Origin of the sequence: Shewanella sp. MF08487 (genome assembly GCF_050848685.1) — a bacterium.
GTDB lineage: Bacteria > Pseudomonadota > Gammaproteobacteria > Enterobacterales > Shewanellaceae > Shewanella > Shewanella glacialipiscicola.
This window is the reverse complement of the sequence record NZ_JBOZPB010000022.1, coordinates 38024-54784: the sequence shown is the minus strand read 5'-3', so window position 1 is coordinate 54784 and position 16761 is coordinate 38024. Positions and strand designations below refer to the sequence as shown.

General features: G+C 45.7%; 17 protein-coding genes. 5 read left to right on the top strand and 12 right to left on the bottom strand.

The window, feature by feature from the left end; all coding sequences use genetic code 11:
• Positions 1–23: 23 nt before the first annotated feature.
• From folK to sfsA, 5 genes are all read right to left on the bottom strand, one after another.
• Positions 24–512, bottom strand: a complete 489-nt coding sequence (gene folK, locus ACRN9H_RS14855) for a 2-amino-4-hydroxy-6-hydroxymethyldihydropteridine diphosphokinase (protein ID WP_432314813.1) — start codon at positions 510–512, stop codon at positions 24–26.
• Positions 512–2056 (bottom strand): polynucleotide adenylyltransferase PcnB, encoded by a 1545-nt coding sequence (locus tag ACRN9H_RS14850; RefSeq protein ID WP_432314811.1) that lies wholly within the window; start codon positions 2054–2056, stop codon positions 512–514. Before ACRN9H_RS14850 ends, folK begins: the two co-directional genes overlap by 1 nt.
• A 19-nt stretch (positions 2057–2075) precedes the next feature.
• Positions 2076–2981, bottom strand: coding sequence for a tRNA glutamyl-Q(34) synthetase GluQRS (gluQRS, locus tag ACRN9H_RS14845; protein ID WP_432314809.1), 906 nt, complete (start codon positions 2979–2981; stop codon positions 2076–2078).
• 229 nt (positions 2982–3210) lie between these two features.
• Complete coding sequence (gene dksA / locus ACRN9H_RS14840; protein ID WP_076497683.1) at positions 3211–3654, bottom strand: RNA polymerase-binding protein DksA; 444 nt, start codon at positions 3652–3654, stop codon at positions 3211–3213.
• A gap of 163 nt (positions 3655–3817) precedes the next feature.
• The gene (sfsA, locus tag ACRN9H_RS14835) at positions 3818–4522 is read right to left on the bottom strand and encodes a DNA/RNA nuclease SfsA (RefSeq protein WP_432314808.1); all 705 of its coding nucleotides are present in this window, start codon (positions 4520–4522) and stop codon (positions 3818–3820) included.
• 181 nt (positions 4523–4703) lie between these two features.
• On the opposite strand from sfsA, the gene pepB reads away from it, so the two are divergent.
• Together pepB and ACRN9H_RS14825 are read left to right on the top strand one after the other, a co-directional pair.
• Complete coding sequence (gene pepB / locus ACRN9H_RS14830) at positions 4704–5996, top strand: aminopeptidase PepB (protein ID WP_432314806.1); 1293 nt, start codon at positions 4704–4706, stop codon at positions 5994–5996.
• A gap of 170 nt (positions 5997–6166) precedes the next feature.
• On the top strand, positions 6167–6676 hold the full coding sequence (locus ACRN9H_RS14825; protein WP_432314804.1) for a GNAT family N-acetyltransferase: 510 nt from the start codon (positions 6167–6169) through the stop codon (positions 6674–6676).
• A gap of 443 nt (positions 6677–7119) precedes the next feature.
• On the opposite strand, the gene ACRN9H_RS14820 is transcribed toward ACRN9H_RS14825, so the two are convergent.
• The 3 genes from ACRN9H_RS14820 to ACRN9H_RS14810 form a co-directional block, all read right to left on the bottom strand.
• Entirely contained in the window at positions 7120–8007 is an 888-nt protein-coding gene (locus ACRN9H_RS14820; RefSeq protein ID WP_220772362.1) for a phosphoribulokinase, read from the bottom strand.
• A gap of 90 nt (positions 8008–8097) precedes the next feature.
• Positions 8098–8343, bottom strand: coding sequence for a YheU family protein (locus ACRN9H_RS14815; protein WP_432314803.1), 246 nt, complete (start codon positions 8341–8343; stop codon positions 8098–8100).
• Positions 8327–9370, bottom strand: coding sequence for a hydrolase (locus ACRN9H_RS14810; RefSeq protein WP_432314802.1), 1044 nt, complete (start codon positions 9368–9370; stop codon positions 8327–8329). The genes ACRN9H_RS14815 and ACRN9H_RS14810 overlap by 17 nt, the downstream gene beginning before the upstream one ends.
• Before the next feature lie 163 nt (positions 9371–9533).
• On the opposite strand from ACRN9H_RS14810, the gene ACRN9H_RS14805 reads away from it, so the two are divergent.
• Positions 9534–10043, top strand: a complete 510-nt coding sequence (locus ACRN9H_RS14805) for a TAT leader-containing periplasmic protein (protein ID WP_432314800.1) — start codon at positions 9534–9536, stop codon at positions 10041–10043.
• Between the two features lie 127 nt (positions 10044–10170).
• On the top strand, positions 10171–11766 hold the full coding sequence (locus ACRN9H_RS14800; RefSeq protein WP_432314798.1) for a GMC family oxidoreductase N-terminal domain-containing protein: 1596 nt from the start codon (positions 10171–10173) through the stop codon (positions 11764–11766).
• Positions 11767–11907: 141 nt separating this feature from the next.
• Here ACRN9H_RS14800 and ACRN9H_RS14795 read toward each other — a convergent pair whose 3' ends face one another.
• Positions 11908–12570, bottom strand: a complete 663-nt coding sequence (locus tag ACRN9H_RS14795; RefSeq protein ID WP_432314796.1) for a cupin domain-containing protein — start codon at positions 12568–12570, stop codon at positions 11908–11910.
• Positions 12571–12748: 178 nt separating this feature from the next.
• Positions 12749–13531, bottom strand: coding sequence for an SDR family NAD(P)-dependent oxidoreductase (locus ACRN9H_RS14790; RefSeq protein WP_432314794.1), 783 nt, complete (start codon positions 13529–13531; stop codon positions 12749–12751).
• A 102-nt stretch (positions 13532–13633) separates the two neighbouring features.
• On the opposite strand from ACRN9H_RS14790, the gene ACRN9H_RS14785 reads away from it, so the two are divergent.
• Positions 13634–13969 carry a winged helix-turn-helix transcriptional regulator gene (locus ACRN9H_RS14785; RefSeq protein ID WP_432314792.1) on the top strand — a complete coding sequence of 112 codons (336 nt, stop codon included), beginning with the start codon at positions 13634–13636 and terminating at the stop codon, positions 13967–13969.
• Positions 13970–14299: 330 nt separating this feature from the next.
• Here ACRN9H_RS14785 and ACRN9H_RS14780 read toward each other — a convergent pair whose 3' ends face one another.
• Positions 14300–14761 carry a TIGR02444 family protein gene (locus ACRN9H_RS14780; RefSeq protein ID WP_432314790.1) on the bottom strand — a complete coding sequence of 154 codons (462 nt, stop codon included), beginning with the start codon at positions 14759–14761 and terminating at the stop codon, positions 14300–14302.
• A 40-nt stretch (positions 14762–14801) separates the two neighbouring features.
• The gene (locus ACRN9H_RS14775; RefSeq protein ID WP_432314788.1) at positions 14802–16712 is read right to left on the bottom strand and encodes an ABC transporter ATP-binding protein; all 1911 of its coding nucleotides are present in this window, start codon (positions 16710–16712) and stop codon (positions 14802–14804) included.
• Positions 16713–16761 lie beyond the last annotated feature (49 nt).

Here is a 16761-nt window from a genome sequence, read left to right as displayed (position 1 = left end):
TATAAGCTAACTGGAGACGGACTTCAATGATCAATGCCCAGTTGTTGTAACTCGGCCAACATTTTTGTATCGATAAGACTGTCGATGGCAGTGTTGCACGGCAAAATAAGACACGGTGCAATAGCGGCTAAAGGTACGAGCACAAAGCTGCGCTCTTTCATGCCGTAGTGGGGCACTTTGAGTCTGGGAATATCAATATTCTCATTGCCATACAAGAGTAAATCGAGATCTAAGGTTCTAGGCCCCCAGCGTTCAAGGCGTACTCGTCCTTGGGTATTTTCGATATGCTGCAATGCATCGAGTAAGGCTAATGGCATGAGTTCAGTATCGAAACTGGCCACCGCATTAACATAATCGGGTTGCAACACATCGCCCATGGGCGTCGAATGGTAATAGGGGGAAACCAGTAGACTATTGCCTAAGGCTAATGCGGACAATGCCGTGACGGCATTGTCCAATTGCGTCTTAGGATGTTCAAGATTTGCGCCTAATGCGACGTAGACGCGAGGCATTATTCAACCGCTTTCGCTTTTGGCGTGCCACTTGTTTTAGGCGCACTGGTTGTGGCAGAACCATCGGCATTTGGTGCACGAGGAGGACGACGGCGACGCTGAGTGGCATTACGGTTACGGCTTGGTGATTTACTGCCGCCACGGGCAATGGCTAGGCGCTCTGTTTCATCGGCTTCGACAAATTGTTGCCACCAAGCTGCACTCTTAGCCAGATTACCGGCTTCGACTTCACCTCTGAGCAATAGCAAATCGTATGCGGCTCTAAACTTAGGATGCTCCATTAGTTTAAAGGCGCGGGTACCTTGGCTGCGGTCAAAGCGTAACTGTAACTGCCAAATATCTTTTGCCGGCGTACTAAAACGGCGTGGAATGCTAATGGTTTGGCATTGCTGCTCCATTACATCACCCATCGCGGCAAAAAAAGCATCATATAAGGTTAAGCCACTTTCAAGCGCAATATCTTCGGCGCGTTGGCGTAGTGGATACCAAAGTATGGCGGCATAGAAAAAAGAGGGAGTGACTGGCTTATCTTCGTTAACGCGTTGGTCGGTACTCTTCATGATAGCTTGTAGCATCTTCATGGGAGCGCCTTTCGGATCATCCTTTAGCAGTGCAGCCACTTGCGGAAACAGTGGTTCGAACAGCTTGTATTCTTGCATTAGCTCAAAGTTGGCTAAAGCTTTGCCTGCAAAGAAGAGTTTTAGTATTTCTTCATACATGCGCGCGGCGGGAATATCTTTTAACAGTGGCGCTAATTGTTTAATTGGCGCTGCTGTTACGGGTTCGATAGTCATGTTGAGTTTAGTGGCGAAACGCACCGCCCTTAACATGCGCACGGGATCTTCACGGTAACGGGTTTCAGGATCGCCAATTAATCTTAAGGTACCGGCTTTAAGATCGCTCATACCGCCGCCATAACTGCGAATAGAGTAGTCGCTGATATCGTAATAGAGCGCATTAACGGTAAAGTCGCGGCGTTCGGCATCTTCGTCGATTTCACCATAGACGTTATCGCGCAGCAAACGCCCTTCGGCATTGGCTTTAGAGACTTTTTCGTTGTTCTCGCCATGGTGACCGCGGAAGGTCGCGACTTCGATAACATCGCGGCCGAAAACGATATGCGCCAGACGGAAACGACGACCGACAACACGGCAATTACGGAATAGCTTTTTGATTTCCTCTGGCGTTGCGTTGGTGACAACGTCGAAATCTTTCGGTTCAATCCCTAAAAGTAAATCGCGTACGCCGCCGCCGACTAAATAGGCTTTAAAACCTGATTTATTCAGTCGATATAATACCTTAAGGGCATTTTCGCTAATTTGTTTGCGCGAGACGGTATGGGCATCTCTTGGCACTAACTCTAAGCTTAACGCCCCAGAACTTTGTTCGGGCGTGGTGGGTTCAGTCTGAGCTTGAGTTGGAGCGGTCGTTTTAGGCGCGTCTTCAAATAGCTGTTTGCAGAATTGGCTGATACGGCGAAAAATGGGACACCTCGAAATATGATCTGTTATTTGATTAAAAATCTGGCGGCTATCATATACCAAATGCAGCCTAATGAGTATATCAGGGCTCGATCAGTATCTCAGATTGTTGCGGGATTGCAGATAATTGAAACTGAATCACTGCTTGCGCGAGCATTTGTGCCACATTAGTCTGCTTTTCAACCGGTGCTTGGCCTAAAAAAGCCAGTGCCGCATTGAGACTCGCCTGTGGATTCTGCGTATCAATCGCCTGTGCGTGATTTTGTTTGGAAAGCTTAAAGCCCTTACTGATACAAGCAAGTGGGAGGTGCAACCATTGCGGTGTAGTCAAACCAAAGTGTTGATACAAGCTCAGTTGACGGCAACTGGCTTCGATTAAATCACATCCTCGCACCACTTCAGTAATCCCTTGATAGGCATCGTCGAGCACCACGGCCAATTGATAGGCGTACAGGCCATCACTGCGTTTTATAATGAAATCCTCTGCGGCAAAATGGCTGTCGACTTTAATATGACCCATTAAATTATCATCAAACTCTTGCACCCTGGCCGTATTGACGATTCGTACTGCGCCCATCTTTAAAGCGTGGGCTGCGGGTAATCGGTGGCAGCGACCATCGTAGACACCGCCCATGGCTTGAATTTGTTTGCGGCTACATTGGCAGAAATAAGCTTTATCTTGGGCGAGTAGCGCATCAATGTGCGCTTGATAGGCCTCAGTTCGCTGGCTTTGATATAAAGGTGCATCATCCCATTCAAACCCATAGGCTTCTAGGGTGCGTAAAATATCATCGGCAGCACCTTTGACTTCACGCGGAGGATCAATATCTTCGATGCGGATTAACCACTTACCTTGTTGCGATTGGGCGCGCAAATAACTACCAAGTGCAGCGATAAGCGAACCAAAATGCAAGGCGCCTGAAGGCGAAGGGGCAAAGCGGCCGACATAGGGTTGGCGGGATAAATCACAGTGCAATGGATTTAGCATAATATCTAGCAAGCATTTGAAAGCTGGGGAGTAATAAAAGTTGACGTATTTTAGATGCAGATAAGAATAAAAGCGAATGCTGGTGTGTGGAGGCGAGTAAGGCGTTAACTTAGATTTTAAAACCTAGATCTTAAAACTCGCATTTTGAAATTGAGATATTGAAGTTGAAGTGTTGAAATTGTTTGGCTACAAAAAAATAGGCGGGGAAATCCCCGCCTATGATGTTTGATTAACCAGCCATTTGTTTCTCTTTGATCTCTGCAAGCGTTTTACAGTCGATACATTGATCGGCTGTTGGACGCGCTTCGAGACGGCGAATGCCTATTTCAACACCGCAAGAATCACAGAAGCCGAAGTCGTCTTCTTCAATTTTTTGCAGTGTTTTTTCGATTTTCTTGATCAGCTTACGTTCTCTATCGCGAGCACGAAGTTCGAGACTGAACTCTTCCTCTTGTGCTGCACGGTCAACAGGATCGGGGAAGTTTGCGGCTTCATCCTGCATGTAGTTAAGAGTACGGTCGACCTCTTCACGCAACTGATTGCGCCAAGCTTCAAGAATTGTCTTGAAGTGACCCAGTTGCTTAGCGTTCATGTACTCCTCACCCGGTTTTTCCTGGTAGGGAGTTACACCTGCGATAGCGAGTACGCCAAGTTTTTTGGTGCCTTCAGGCATAACGCATCTCCTGTAATCATTTGCGTTTGTAGGGCGTCCTTAAGAACGGCCGCTATCTATACCAGAATCTTTACATCGAGGCAAACTTTTCATAGTGCTTTGTTTGAATTGTTTGACTGCGTTCGCGAATGTAAACGAAATAATTTTTAACGCAGAATTAACATTATGTTCGGACAACGCAGGTATGGACTAGGTTAATCTCTGTGGGGGATATTTCGCAGCGATAAGCTAATACTTCAACTCCGGCTAATACGGCTATTTTCAGTAACTTAGCATATTCAGGGTCGATATGTGCCGCTGGAGCGACGCAGGTTATCTCTGAATGTTGTACTACAAATAACAGCACCGCCCTATAGCCAAGGCTCACCATATGTATTAATTCTCGTAAGTGTTTTTGGCCTCGCAGGCTTACGGCATCGGGGAAATAGCCCTGACCATCCTCAAGCAAAGTACAACTTTTGACTTCTATATAACAGGTGGGTTTTTGAGCAGCTTGCAGCAAAATATCAATGCGGCTATTTTCATCACCGTATTTTACTTCTCGGCTTAGGCTGTCATAACCTGTGAGTTCGCTGATGATCCCTTTATTGATCGCATCCTCCGCTAAGGCGTTAGCTTGGCTAGAGTGAATGCCAATTAAGCCGCCATTAGGTGTGGTCATTAATTCCCACGTATGGGCATATTTGCGTTTAGGGTTATTAGAGGTCGAAAACCACACAGTTTCACCAGGATACAGGCAGTTTCGCATCGATCCCGTATTGGGACAATGTAGGGTGATTTCACTGCCATCGCTTAGCTGCACGTCGGCCAGAAAACGTTTATAGCGGCGCAATAAAATGCCCTGTTGTAGTGGCGGAGCAAATTCCATCAGTAGACCTATCTCGGCTGTTCTAGGTCGCAAAGCCTAGCAAATTTCGCAAATGTTTACAGATTTTACCTGAGTAACTTCAGCCAATCGCTTTGCGTCATCGCCTGCTAGCAGTAAACTGCCGCCATAAAGTTTGTTCTGATTGACTGTTCTAAAACGAATCGAAAAATAAGGATCCCTAATGAGTGAACTAAAAGTAACTGAATTGATGAAAGTGCAATTAACCAAAGAAGCACCCGCCGCGCACTGGGGCAAGGCTGATGTGACTTATACTACCGATGGCGCGCAAATTCATTTAGCCGGTGGCGATGAGCTGCGTCAAATTCAAATGGCGGCCCGTAAACTGCGCAGTCAAGGCATTAGCTGTGTGGTATTGGCTGGGCAGTTGTGGGATCTCAATAGCCAGTGGGTGTTTGCCCAAGGTTTTGCTACGGCCAAAACAGGCTATCAAATCCATTGGTGTGGTGATGAAGCGGTACAAGCCGAATTGCAACGCCGATTTGATGTGGCAAGCTTTGCCCGCAAGCTTATCAACGATACGCCTGAGAACCTGTCGCCAGTGAAGCTTGCCCAACAAGCGGCAAAATGGTTGGCTGACGTTGGTGGCGACAAGGTAAGTTATCGGATTATCGAAGGCGAAGCGCTGCTTGAAGAGCAGTGGATTGGTATCCATGCCGTCGGTCGCGGCAGTGAGCGTCCACCGGCAATGTTAGAGTTAGACTTTAACCCATTAGCCGCCGATGCACCCGTGTCTGTGGCGCTTGTGGGTAAAGGGATTACCTTTGATTCTGGCGGTTACAGCATCAAAGCCTCTGAAGGCATGTTAGGCATGAAATGCGATATGGGCGGCGCCGCCACTGTGACCGCCGCGCTCGGTTTAGCGATCAAATCTGGCCTAAATAAACGGGTTAAACTGTTCTTATGTTGTGCTGAAAACCTGATCAGCGGCCGTGCTTATAAGTTAGGTGATATTCTGACCTACAAAAATGGCGTAACTGTTGAAGTAGTTAACACTGACGCAGAAGGGCGTTTAGTGCTAGCCGATGGTCTGCAGGCCGCTTCTGCTACTGGTGCGCCTTTTATTATCGATGCCGCCACATTAACGGGCGCTGCTGTAATGGCAGTTGGCTCAAACTACAACGCAATTTTCTCGCCACAGGCTGATGTATTGCAACTCGCTCAGCAAAAAGCCATCAGTGTTGCCGAGCGTGTTTGGCCGCTACCGCTGGATGCTTGGCATAAAGACATGTGCCCGTCGGCTTATGCCGATACGGCGAACAGCCGCGCCATGAAAGGCGGCGGTGCGGGCGGCGCTTCCAATGCAGCTGGTTTCCTATGGCGCTTTGTTTCACCAGAAGCCAAATGGTTGCATGTTGACTTAGCGGGCGCCTTTGAAGATTCAGCTTCTGCACTGTGGGGCGCTGGCGCCACGACTCACGGTGTATTGACCATCAGTGAATTGATCAAAGGCTAAACCTAGGTCAAAGCCAGATATGTTAGCTAAGTTCTATTGAGGTTTTATTGAATTGATGAAAACCGCCTTCGGGCGGTTTTTTATTGGGTGAAATCTGATGACAAACATCCGCTTGGCTATTATATGGCTTCATGGCATGTTATGGCTGAGGTGTATGTTGAGGAAACGTGATGATAACAATACGAAAAGCGACTAAAACGGATGCTCAGGTCTGTTGGGATATTCGCAACGCGGCGATTGATAAAGGCTGTAGCGGATTTTATGATGCGGGCGATTTACTTATTTGGACCGAAGGTGAATTAACCGAGCAGTTTAGCCGTATTGTTGCCGCACATTTTTATGTGGCAGAACAGTTTAGTACAAAAACGCAGCTTAAAACCGTGGTCGGTAGCATTATGCTTGACGAACCCTATGCCCAGTTAGAAGCACTGTTTGTTGCTCCAGATGCCATGGGGATTGGTGTAGGTAAAGCTTTATTGCAGTTTATTGAAACCATGGCTTTTAATCAGGGTATTGCCCAGCTCAGATTAGAATCAACCCTTAATGCGGTAGATTTTTATCGCCACTGTGGTTTTGGCGGTGAAGGCCTAGAAGAGGACTCTATTTACTGCTCGCCCAGAGGTATCGCCTTAGAATGTAGGGTGATGTACAAGAATTTAGTGCGCAGAAAACGACTTTAAAATTTGTGCTTATATATCTAATGGAGCCAAGCATGGATATGGAATTAACACGTTATAACTGGATAGGTTGCTGACATACTCAAGGAAATCAACAGATCAAGTATGGATGTGGAATTAACTGTTCATAAGAGGTTGCTGGCATACTCAAGGAAATCAACAGATCAAGCATGGATAAGGAATTAACTTATAAGAGGTTGCTGACATACTCAAGGAAATCAACAGATCAAGTATGGATGTGGAATTAACTGTTCATAAGAGGTTGCTGACATACTCAAGGAAATCAACAGATCAAGATGGGGGAATTAACTCCCAAGAGTATGCCAACTATCGTTCTTTCGCCTGAAATCCCGATGCCGATAAGATTAACGTTAATGGCTTAAATAAAACTTAATCCATTAGTAAAAGGCATTATTTAGCTTGTTTTTAATCTACTTAACCTGAACTTAGTTGGCTTCTGGGCTATTGAGTTGTTGGCGTTTTTCCATCAAATCTTTAACCAAAGGCGTGAGGATAAGCTCCATTGCCAGTGACATTTTTCCGCCAGGAACCACTAAGGTATTCACCCGTGACATAAATGATCCTTGGATCATGTTGAGATAATAGGGGAAGTCGACATTATTGATACCGCGAAAGCGGATAACAACAAAGCTTTCATCTAAGCTCGGAATACTTTTGGCGCTGAATGGATTAGATGTATCGACTGTAGGTACCCGTTGAAAGTTGATATGCGTACGGGAAAATTGCGGCGTCATGTGTTTAATATAGTCGTCCATACTGCGCACAATTGATCCCATCACCTTCTCACGGCTATGGCCACGTTCAGAGGTATCGCGGATAATTTTTTGGATCCACTCCAAATTGACAATAGGCACCATACCTATCAGCAGGTCGATATGCTGCGCGACGTCCGCTTCACCGGTAACCACGCCGCCGTGTAAGCCTTCGTAGTAGAGCATATCGGTATTTTCAGGCAGAGGCCGCCATTGGGTAAATGTGCCGGGCATTTGGTTAAAAGGCACGGCTTCATCGAAGGTGTGTAAGTAGCTGCGTGTTTCACCTTGACCCGTGGCACCGTAATCGCGAACGCATTGTTCTAACCGTGCAAAATTATTGGCTTCGGGGCCAAAATAACTAAGGTTACGATTCTCTGCTTGAGATTTACGGATCATCACTTCCATTTCAGCGCGGGTAAAATGATGAAAACTGTCACCTTCGACAAACGCGGCGTTGATCCCAAGTTGGCGAAAAATATGGCTAAAGGCGGTGGTCGTGGTTGTTGTTCCAGCGCCTGATGAGCCTGTTACTGCAATTATGGGATGTTTTGCTGACATGTATTCTACCTAACTAGCAACCAAAAGAGCCGCTTATGGGGAAGCGATAAAAACGCGAGTACTATTTATACGGTACAGAGGTAGGACTGGTCAATCTTGCTGCTGTGCTATTTGATCCGCCGAGCGTATGGCGAAGGACTCATCGTCCTCACTGTATTCTAGTTTTAGCTTACCCTGTTTAAGTGCTTGTTGACATTGGACTATCGCTTGAGATAATTCCTGTTCATCAAGGCTGGCAAAGCTGCCATCTTCCACTTGGCCTAACAAATATTCACGGATTAAATTGACTAGGGTTTCTTTAGGGAGTTGTAACAGGGTTTCATAGGGAATGAGCATCGGTATTTCCTTGTACGACAGCGTCGCGATTGATTGGGCTGGCACTCGATTGCTCAAGGTTATACTCGCCCATTAAAAACTGTAACACTCGGCTTTCTAGATAGAAATGAGGTTTCCAAGGTGTGCCGCCATCAATAAAACCAACATGGCCGCCATAGGCATGTAATTCATATTCCACATATCCTGATAATTGACTTGGATGCGGGATCACCTCGTCAGTCATAAAGGGATCGTCTTTGGCATGTATGATCAATGTCGGTTTAGTGATGCGGCTGACAAAGGGCAAGCCACTGGCACGAGTATAGTAATCGTCAACGCCATTAAAACCGTGTAAAGGTGCGGTGACTTTATCGTCAAACTCATAGAAGGTATTTAAACGCTCGACCTCTAGCTGGCTTAGCGGCATAGAGATGGCTAAGTCGGGATCGCTCAGCTTATGGCTTATTTTTTGTCGTAACTGCTTAATTAAATGACTTTGATAAACCTTTGAAAAGCCATTTTCTAAACGTTTAGCACAGGCCGATAATTGCAGCGGCGCCGAGACAACTACGGCGCGGGCTAATAGGCTGTCATCTTGATATTCGCCCTGATATTTAGTCAGTACGTTACCGCCTAAACTGTAACCTACGGCTAATAATGGCGATTGCGGGTACGCGCTCTTCAGTGTTGATAAGCTAAACTGTAAATCGTCCGTGTCGCCACTATGATAACTACGAGCGAGTCGATTAGCCTCACCAGAACAACTTCGGTGATGATGTACTACCGCTGCCAACTGTTGTGCTTTACAGGCTTGCAGTATCCGCCGCGCATAATGGGATTGAGCACTGCCTTCTAAGCCGTGGATAATCAGCACAATCGGTTTGCCCGCCTGTGGTATATCCTGCCAATCTAAATCGACAAAATCGCCATCGGGTAACTCTACACGTTGGCGTTGTAATTCAGGTTTAGCCACTTTAGTGAATACGGGTAAAATCGTTTGTATATGGGGGCTCTTGGCCCACCAAGGTGGCATAAAGGTATTTGGCATGGGTATTTATCTTGGTATCGGCTATTGCTGAAAATTAAAACGTGTGTTTAATTTGTACCCAATTCTCTCGCAATGGAGAAACTCGTATGTTGAGGTCGCTTAGGTATAAACAGACCGCTATTGTAGCACAATTGTTTTTTATGCTGATATTGAGGAGCGACAGATGAAGCGACGAACCTTTTTAATGAGCGCGTTTGCCGGTACGGCGGCGTTAGCCTTAGGGGTTAATCTCTATTCTCCCGAGTTTAGCTTGCCTGAAGACAGTGAGGCTAAAGATTATCGTTTGCTGTTTAGCGTACTCTTACCTGTCATGCTCGACGGCGCCTTGCCCGATGTGACGCTCCCCAAGTTAGCGGCGCAGAATCGCACCTTAAATGCCATTAAACAATCTATTGCAGTATTACCTGATGAGCAGCAAACCGAATTGTTTGAACTACTCGATATGCTCGAAAACCGCCTTGGATTATTGCTACTTACGTCAAGTATGACGCCGCTATTAATGCGTTCTCCCGCTGAGTTAACACAAATGTTGGAAACGTGGCGTCATAGTTATTTTGCACTATTACAAACGGCCTATTTAGGACTGCGAGAACTCATCATGGCCAGCTTTTACGCCTGCCCAGAGCATTGGAGCCGTTTGCATTATGCTAAACCTGAGCTATTTAAATCCTAAGCCTTTTAAAGTCTAAGTCCTTTAAAACCTGAGTTCTTTAAAACTTGAGTATTAAATAAAAACTGACTTGCATGCGTATTAAAAGTCGAATAATAACAACCTTACCCGCGACAGTGGAGCACCCAAGTTGGCAATTATAGATCCCATAGTGAATGGCTTAAACTCAGGTTGGTTGCATACCGATGCGAGTCAATTGCAAGAGAACCAAACGTTTGAAGCCGATGTGGTTATCGTTGGTACGGGGGCTGGCGGCGGCGTTGCGGCTGAAATCCTCACCCAAGCGGGGCTGAGTGTCATCATGATTGAGGCGGGGCCGCTTAAATCGTCTAGTGATTTTAATATGGAAGAGCGCGTTGCTTACCCCAACTTGTATCAACAGGCGGCGGCGATGAAAACCGCCGACAAGACGATTGGGATTTTTCAAGGTCGTGCTGTTGGTGGCTCAACCACAGTGAATTGGACGACTTCTATTCGCACGCCGACGCAGGCGTTAGCTTTTTGGGCGCAACATAAATCAGTTGCTGGACTCAATCGCGAGAGCTTAGACCCTTGGTTTGAAAAAATGGAGCAAAGGCTCAATATCCATGAGTGGAATTACGAACCCAATCGGAATAATGCCGCCCTAAAACAAGGTTGTATCAATCTCGGTTGGGATTATACCGTTATCAAACGTAATGTAGTGGGGTGCTGGAATACTGGCTATTGCGGTATGGGTTGCCCCGTCAATGCTAAGCAGTCGATGTTAGTCACCACGATACCCGCATCGCTTGATAAAGGGGCACAGCTGATCAGTCGCGCGAAAGTGATTAAAATTGAACACCATAATGGTCAAGTCTTTGCGCTAAAAGCACAGGCGCTGGATATCAATTTACGCCCAACTGACGTGGAGCTGTTATTTAAAGCTAAACATTATATTTTAAGCGCGGGCGCCATTCATACACCCGTGCTGTTAATGCGCTCGCAAGTGCCCGATCCCTATCAGTTATTAGGTAAACGTACTTTTTTACATCCAACGCTATTATCAGGTGGTGTATTTGCCGATGCAATTAATGGTCATAGCGGCGCGCCGCAATCTATCTACTCCGATGAATTTGTGTGGAAAAATACCGCCGATGGTGAGCTAGGTTATAAACTTGAAGTGCCGCCAGTGCACCCAATTTTAATCGCCTCTAAAACCTTAGGATATGGTACGAGTCATGCCGAGTTAATGGCGCAATTTAATCAATTACAAGTGACTATCGCCCTCATCCGTGATGGTTATCATCCCGATAGTCAAGGCGGTGAAGTGCACTTAACCCCTAAGGGGTTTAATTTAGATTATCCGTTGACCGATGCCTTTTGGCGCGCCGCCCGCCGCGCCTTTGCCAGTATGGCGGAATTACAATTTGCGGCAGGCGCGCTAAAAGTGCTACCGATCAGCGATGGCATGCCATATTTATCGTCGTGGAAAGAGGCGAAAGAGAGTATTGCGCAGATGTCGCTGGCACCGCTGCGCACTGTGGTTGCATCAGCGCATGTGATGGGCGGTTGCCCTTTTGGGGAAGATGAAAAGCTTTCTATGGTCGATAGTTATGGTCAGTCGCACTATTTAGCTAATTTATCTGTGATGGACGGCTCTGTTTTTCCGACTAGCCTTGGGGCCAATCCTCAGTTATCGATTTATGGCATCACGGCACGTAATGCCACTAAGCTAGCTGAGAAGTTGACCGCTGGCTTAACTTAACTTTCAGCTAAAATATTTAGCACAAATATCATCAAACCTATGACAGCATCAAAGAGTATGCAACCATTTGATGCTGTTATTCTTTTTCACTACGACGTAGGTCTGTTACGGCTTATCTCTGCATTGTGGTATTGAGTGTTATCACTCAGATAAACTCACTGGTAAGTGCCCTGTTTTAACTAAGATAATGGTTTCTTCTTTTACAAACGGAAAATGGCCGCTCATGTGTGGACTACGTATCCAAGTGTGGCGCGGATATTCGCCCTGTTCATCTTGAAACTTACCCGTTAGTACTAATATTTCTTCGCCGCCAAAATGGCGATGGGGCTGAAATACTTCATCTTTAGGCCATTTAACTAGCGCGGTATGCTCATGCTCAAACTCGTGTAGTGGCATAACTTGTAGGCCACCCATTCCTGTTAACCATGGAGTATGTAGGGTATTGAGTTTAACAACATCAGTATCGCGCGGATCAAACTGATTAAGTTTTACAAAGATGATGCAACCTTCTTTACTAAAGGGCGCATGCTGGCTTCCCGGAGGATTGCGCAGATAACTACCCGCAGGATAATCGCCATTTTCATCGGAAAATACGCCCTCAAGCACAAAAATCTCTTCGCCAAACGGATGCTGGTGGGTCGCAAACTGGGAGTGCGCATCATATTTCACTATGCTACTGGTGTGTCCTGACTCTTTAGCTTCCCGTTCCAGCGGTTTGCGCCACACGCCTTGAGCAGGACTTGGCTGCCATGGTTGCTGCTGCGTATCGATAACGATGCGTTCGCTAAAGTTCATGTTGAGCATAGTGTTACGCCTTATTTATCTTAAGTGTCGGTGGTTTAAGTGGCTTCATTTTAATCGCTGTTATGTAAACTGATTGGCCTTAAATATCGGCCACTTTAAATTAATAACATTTCAAATTTGAGCCACTGTTAATGTAACTCACTTTTAATGTGGCTCACTTTTAATCTGCAAGGTTAAATCAGTTTCGTCCAGCCATCACGCCGCCGTCAATATCCCAAATGGCACCTGTAACCCAACTGGTTTCATCTGACAACAGAAAGCAAATACTGTTTGCCACATCAAGCGCTGTGCCTACTCTACCAATAGGATGAAAACCATTAAAGCTTGTCATCACTTGGTCAATTTGTGTCGCGTCAATAAAAGTATTGTAGATGGGTGTATTAACAACGGCGGGAGATACCGCATTCACTCTAATATTCTGGTCGGCAAGTTCCATGGCTAAGTGCTGCGTTAATGCATGTAATCCCGCTTTTGCCATTGAATACGCCGATGATGGCGTTGCTTTTATAGCTTGCTTCGCCCACATTGAACCGATATTGACTATGCTGCCCCCTCCGGCTTGGATCATTTTATGGGTCACTGCTTGCGTAATTTTAAATAGCGCTTTATTTAAATCCATATAAAGATCGTAATCAGAGTCTGAATGGTCGATAAAGGATTTAGGATTAAAGTAACCTGCGGCATTGACCAAATAACCTACTTTTTGTTCGAGCTGGTCAATGTGATTAATCAGGCGATTAATATCCGCAGCTTGGTAAAGGTTTGCTTGAAAACCCTCAACCTTCACGCCTTGTGCGCGGTAAGCATTGTTAAGTGTTGCCACTGCAGTGGTGAGTTTATCTTGCTGATTACCCACAATCAGCAGTGACACACCTTGCTTAGCAAGTTGTTTCGCTGTTTCAAAACCAATGCCGCTGCTACCACCGACAATAATCGAAAGATGTGCGCTATTAAATTTCATATTTTTATCCTAAGAATGATCAACGTGATAATCTTATGAATTCCATAACTATTTTAACAGTAAGTACAAATCGGTAAGTCAGGTACTTTTGGGTACATCTTTATGAATAACAATGAAAAAATTATTGTGAGAAAAACGCCGCCAGAACGTTCTGCCCGTATGGTGGAAACGATTTATGGCTGCAAATGGTCATTAACGGTTTATCAGCTTTTGGCTAGCGGTGTACAGCGGCCGGGGGAAATGGTGCGTGCTGTTGATGGGCTTTCAACTAAAGTGTTGAACCAATGCTTAAAAAAGAACATCGAATTTGGCATTTTAGATAAAATTATTTTTAACGAACTTCCGCCACGAGTTGAGTATCAAGTGACTGACTTTGGCCAAAAATTTCTGCATATTTTGGATGAGCTAGAAAAGTTGCAGCAAGAAATCGACGCTTAATCTTACTGTTAGCGTCAATGTTTGCGATATTTTTATGGTTTGAGTCATGAACGTTAATAATGGCAGTCGGTTAATCTTGACTCATACAGGTGAGAATCGTTGACTGTTTGGTGATGGTTAACGGTTTTATAAAACAGTCGCTTGTCGCTACAAGTTTGTAGCGCTAGCGAGTGACGAGAGGTATTAATCGATAGAGCTTAAATACCTTGCCATGCAGCATTCAATTACTGCTGCGCCGTAAACGTGTCATGCAATCTAAGTGATTATTAGCATTTAACAAAGTGTCTAGAAAAAACGATTACATTTCAATATATCTGCATCGCCGAGAGCTTAGGGCGCTAACATGCCCATACTGTTGACATCCGCGTCACCAAGGCCAAATAAACTTAAATAACTCACTAGGTTACTCGACTGGCCGCTTGGCAGTAATCCATTGAGTTTATTTAAAATAGTCCGCTGGGCTTTGCGTTCCATCATCAACTCGACATCCAGCATTTGCTGATATTCGTTTTCGGTTAGGTTCGTTTTAGCCAGACGGCGCAGACGGCGATAGGGCGACACAAAGCGTTCATCCCATTCGTTAATTGCAGTCGCCAGCATTTGCCACTGCTGCACGCTATATTCTCTTGGCCCTGCAACATCGAGGGTAATATCTAAATATTGCGCTAGCAAAAGTAGGTTTACGTTGACTTGGCAACTGTCTTGTAATTCGAGGCATAGGGCTTTATTTTGCCCATAACTCATATCACACCATTGCCAAATTTGACTGTCTAATTGGGTTACATCTGACATACTTTTCCTTCAAACACTAGGGTGCTTTTATGTGCGCGTATTACTGGCTCAGTATCTCAAGTTCCAATGCATCAATCTCTTCTTGCAACTCGAGCCATTGCATTTCACTTTCTTCTAAGGTTTGCGTCAAGCGAGTTCGTTCGTTAAGTACCGCGGTTAGTTTCGCTTTGTTATCTTGATCATATAATTCGCTATCAGCCAATAAATGCTCTAACTCCGCAAGGCGCTCGCTCAGCTTATGTTGATCGGTTTCTAACTTAGTTTGCTTACGCTTTAAAGGCGATACTTTTTGGCGTACTTCTGCTTCGAGACGCTTCTGCAGCTTTTTATCTGCCGCAGGTTTGAGCTCGTCATTATTGCTGTTTTGGCTAGAACTCGCCTTTGCTGCATCGAGCAACCATTGATGGTAATCCTCTAAATCGCCATCAAAAGCGCGGACTTCACCCTGATCAACCAGATAGTAATCACTACAGGTTAAGCGCAGTAAATGACGGTCGTGCGATACGATAACCATTGCACCTTCAAAGGTTTGCAGCGCCATAGTTAAGGCGTAGCGCATTTCTAAGTCTAAATGGTTGGTGGGTTCATCGAGCAGTAAAAGGTTAGGGCGTTGCCATACCAATAGCGCTAACACTAAACGCGCTTTTTCGCCGCCAGAAAAGGGGCGTACTGGTGAGAGCGCCATATCGCCGTTAAAGCCAAAACCGCCTAAAAAGTTACGTAATTCTTGTTCTCTGGCATTAGGCGCTAAACGCACTAAATGCTGCATTGGCGTATCGTCAAGGCGTAAAAACTCAATTTGATGCTGGGCAAAGTAGCCAATATTGACGCCAGGATTAGGTTCATACAAACCGATTAGTGGCGACAGTTGGCCAGATAACAGCTTGATTAATGTTGATTTACCCGCGCCGTTACGGCCCAATAATCCAATGCGCGCACCCGGTACTAAGTTTAAATGCACTTTACTGAGGATTTGCTTTTCGCCATAGCCAACGGCCACTTGCTCCATCTTAATCAACGGATTCGGCAATGCTTCTGGCGCACGAAACTCCATATAAAATGGACTATCGGCTTGTGATGGTGATAGTTCAGCCATACGCTCTAGCGCTTTTAAGCGGCTCTGTGCCTGCTTGGCTTTACTTGCCTTGTAGCGGAAACGGTCAACGAAGGATTGTATATGCGCGCGTTCTTTTTGTTGGCGCTCATAGGCGACCTGTTGCTGCGACATACGCTCGGCACGAATACGCTCAAAGGCACTGTAATTACCTTTGTAGAAATTGAGTTTTTGATTTTCAACATGGACGATTTCATCAACGATTTCATCGATAAAATCTCTGTCATGGCTGATTAGAATTAGCGTGCCTTGATAGGACTTAATCCAACCTTCGAGCCAGTACATGGTATCTAAGTCTAAGTGGTTGGTGGGTTCGTCGAGGAGCAATAAGTCAGAGCGGCACAGTAGCGCTTGGGCTAAGTTAAGGCGCATACGCCAGCCGCCCGAAAAGCTTTTTACGGGATTGCTTTGATCGGCTTCACTAAAGCCCAGACCCGCTAACAATGAACCCGCGCGCGAATGAATCGCATAACCACCGATAGCGTCGATTTTGCCGTGTAAGAGTGCGATGGCATTGCCGTCGTTATCTTCTTGGGCCTTGTGTAATAAGGCTTCTAATTGACGATATTCGCTATCGCCATCGATCACATATTCCAGTGCCGAGACGTCGAGCGCAGGGGTTTCTTGGGCCACTGTGGCAATTTGCCAGCCAGAAGGCAGGCTAAACTCACCTTTATCTAGGCTTAAGTGACCTAAAATTAATGCGAGCAGTGAAGATTTACCTGTGCCGTTAGCACCGACTAAACCGACCTTATGGCCAGGATAAATCGTAAGAGAGGTCTCATCTAGCAGGGTTTTGCTGCCACGGATTAATTGCGCTTGGTTGATGCTGATCATTGACTACAACTTGGTTAACACGAGAATTTATCAGGGCACAGATAATAGC

Coding starts and splice junctions, on each gene's coding strand:
- ACRN9H_RS14775 (WP_432314788.1), bottom strand. CDS start 16,712: ATGATCAGCATCAACCAAGCGCAATTAATCCGTGGCAGCAAAACCCTG.
- ACRN9H_RS14795 (WP_432314796.1), bottom strand. CDS start 12,570: ATGCTCAACATGAACTTTAGCGAACGCATCGTTATCGATACGCAGCAG.
- ACRN9H_RS14785 (WP_432314792.1), top strand. CDS start 13,634: ATGAATAACAATGAAAAAATTATTGTGAGAAAAACGCCGCCAGAACGT.
- dksA (WP_076497683.1), bottom strand. CDS start 3,654: ATGCCTGAAGGCACCAAAAAACTTGGCGTACTCGCTATCGCAGGTGTA.
- pepB (WP_432314806.1), top strand. CDS start 4,704: ATGAGTGAACTAAAAGTAACTGAATTGATGAAAGTGCAATTAACCAAA.
- ACRN9H_RS14820 (WP_220772362.1), bottom strand. CDS start 8,007: ATGTCAGCAAAACATCCCATAATTGCAGTAACAGGCTCATCAGGCGCT.
- ACRN9H_RS14825 (WP_432314804.1), top strand. CDS start 6,167: ATGATAACAATACGAAAAGCGACTAAAACGGATGCTCAGGTCTGTTGG.
- ACRN9H_RS14815 (WP_432314803.1), bottom strand. CDS start 8,343: ATGCTCATTCCCTATGAAACCCTGTTACAACTCCCTAAAGAAACCCTA.
- ACRN9H_RS14780 (WP_432314790.1), bottom strand. CDS start 14,761: ATGTCAGATGTAACCCAATTAGACAGTCAAATTTGGCAATGGTGTGAT.
- gluQRS (WP_432314809.1), bottom strand. CDS start 2,981: ATGCTAAATCCATTGCACTGTGATTTATCCCGCCAACCCTATGTCGGC.
- folK (WP_432314813.1), bottom strand. CDS start 512: ATGCCTCGCGTCTACGTCGCATTAGGCGCAAATCTTGAACATCCTAAG.
- sfsA (WP_432314808.1), bottom strand. CDS start 4,522: ATGGAATTTGCTCCGCCACTACAACAGGGCATTTTATTGCGCCGCTAT.
- ACRN9H_RS14790 (WP_432314794.1), bottom strand. CDS start 13,531: ATGAAATTTAATAGCGCACATCTTTCGATTATTGTCGGTGGTAGCAGC.
- ACRN9H_RS14805 (WP_432314800.1), top strand. CDS start 9,534: ATGAAGCGACGAACCTTTTTAATGAGCGCGTTTGCCGGTACGGCGGCG.
- ACRN9H_RS14810 (WP_432314802.1), bottom strand. CDS start 9,370: ATGCCAAATACCTTTATGCCACCTTGGTGGGCCAAGAGCCCCCATATA.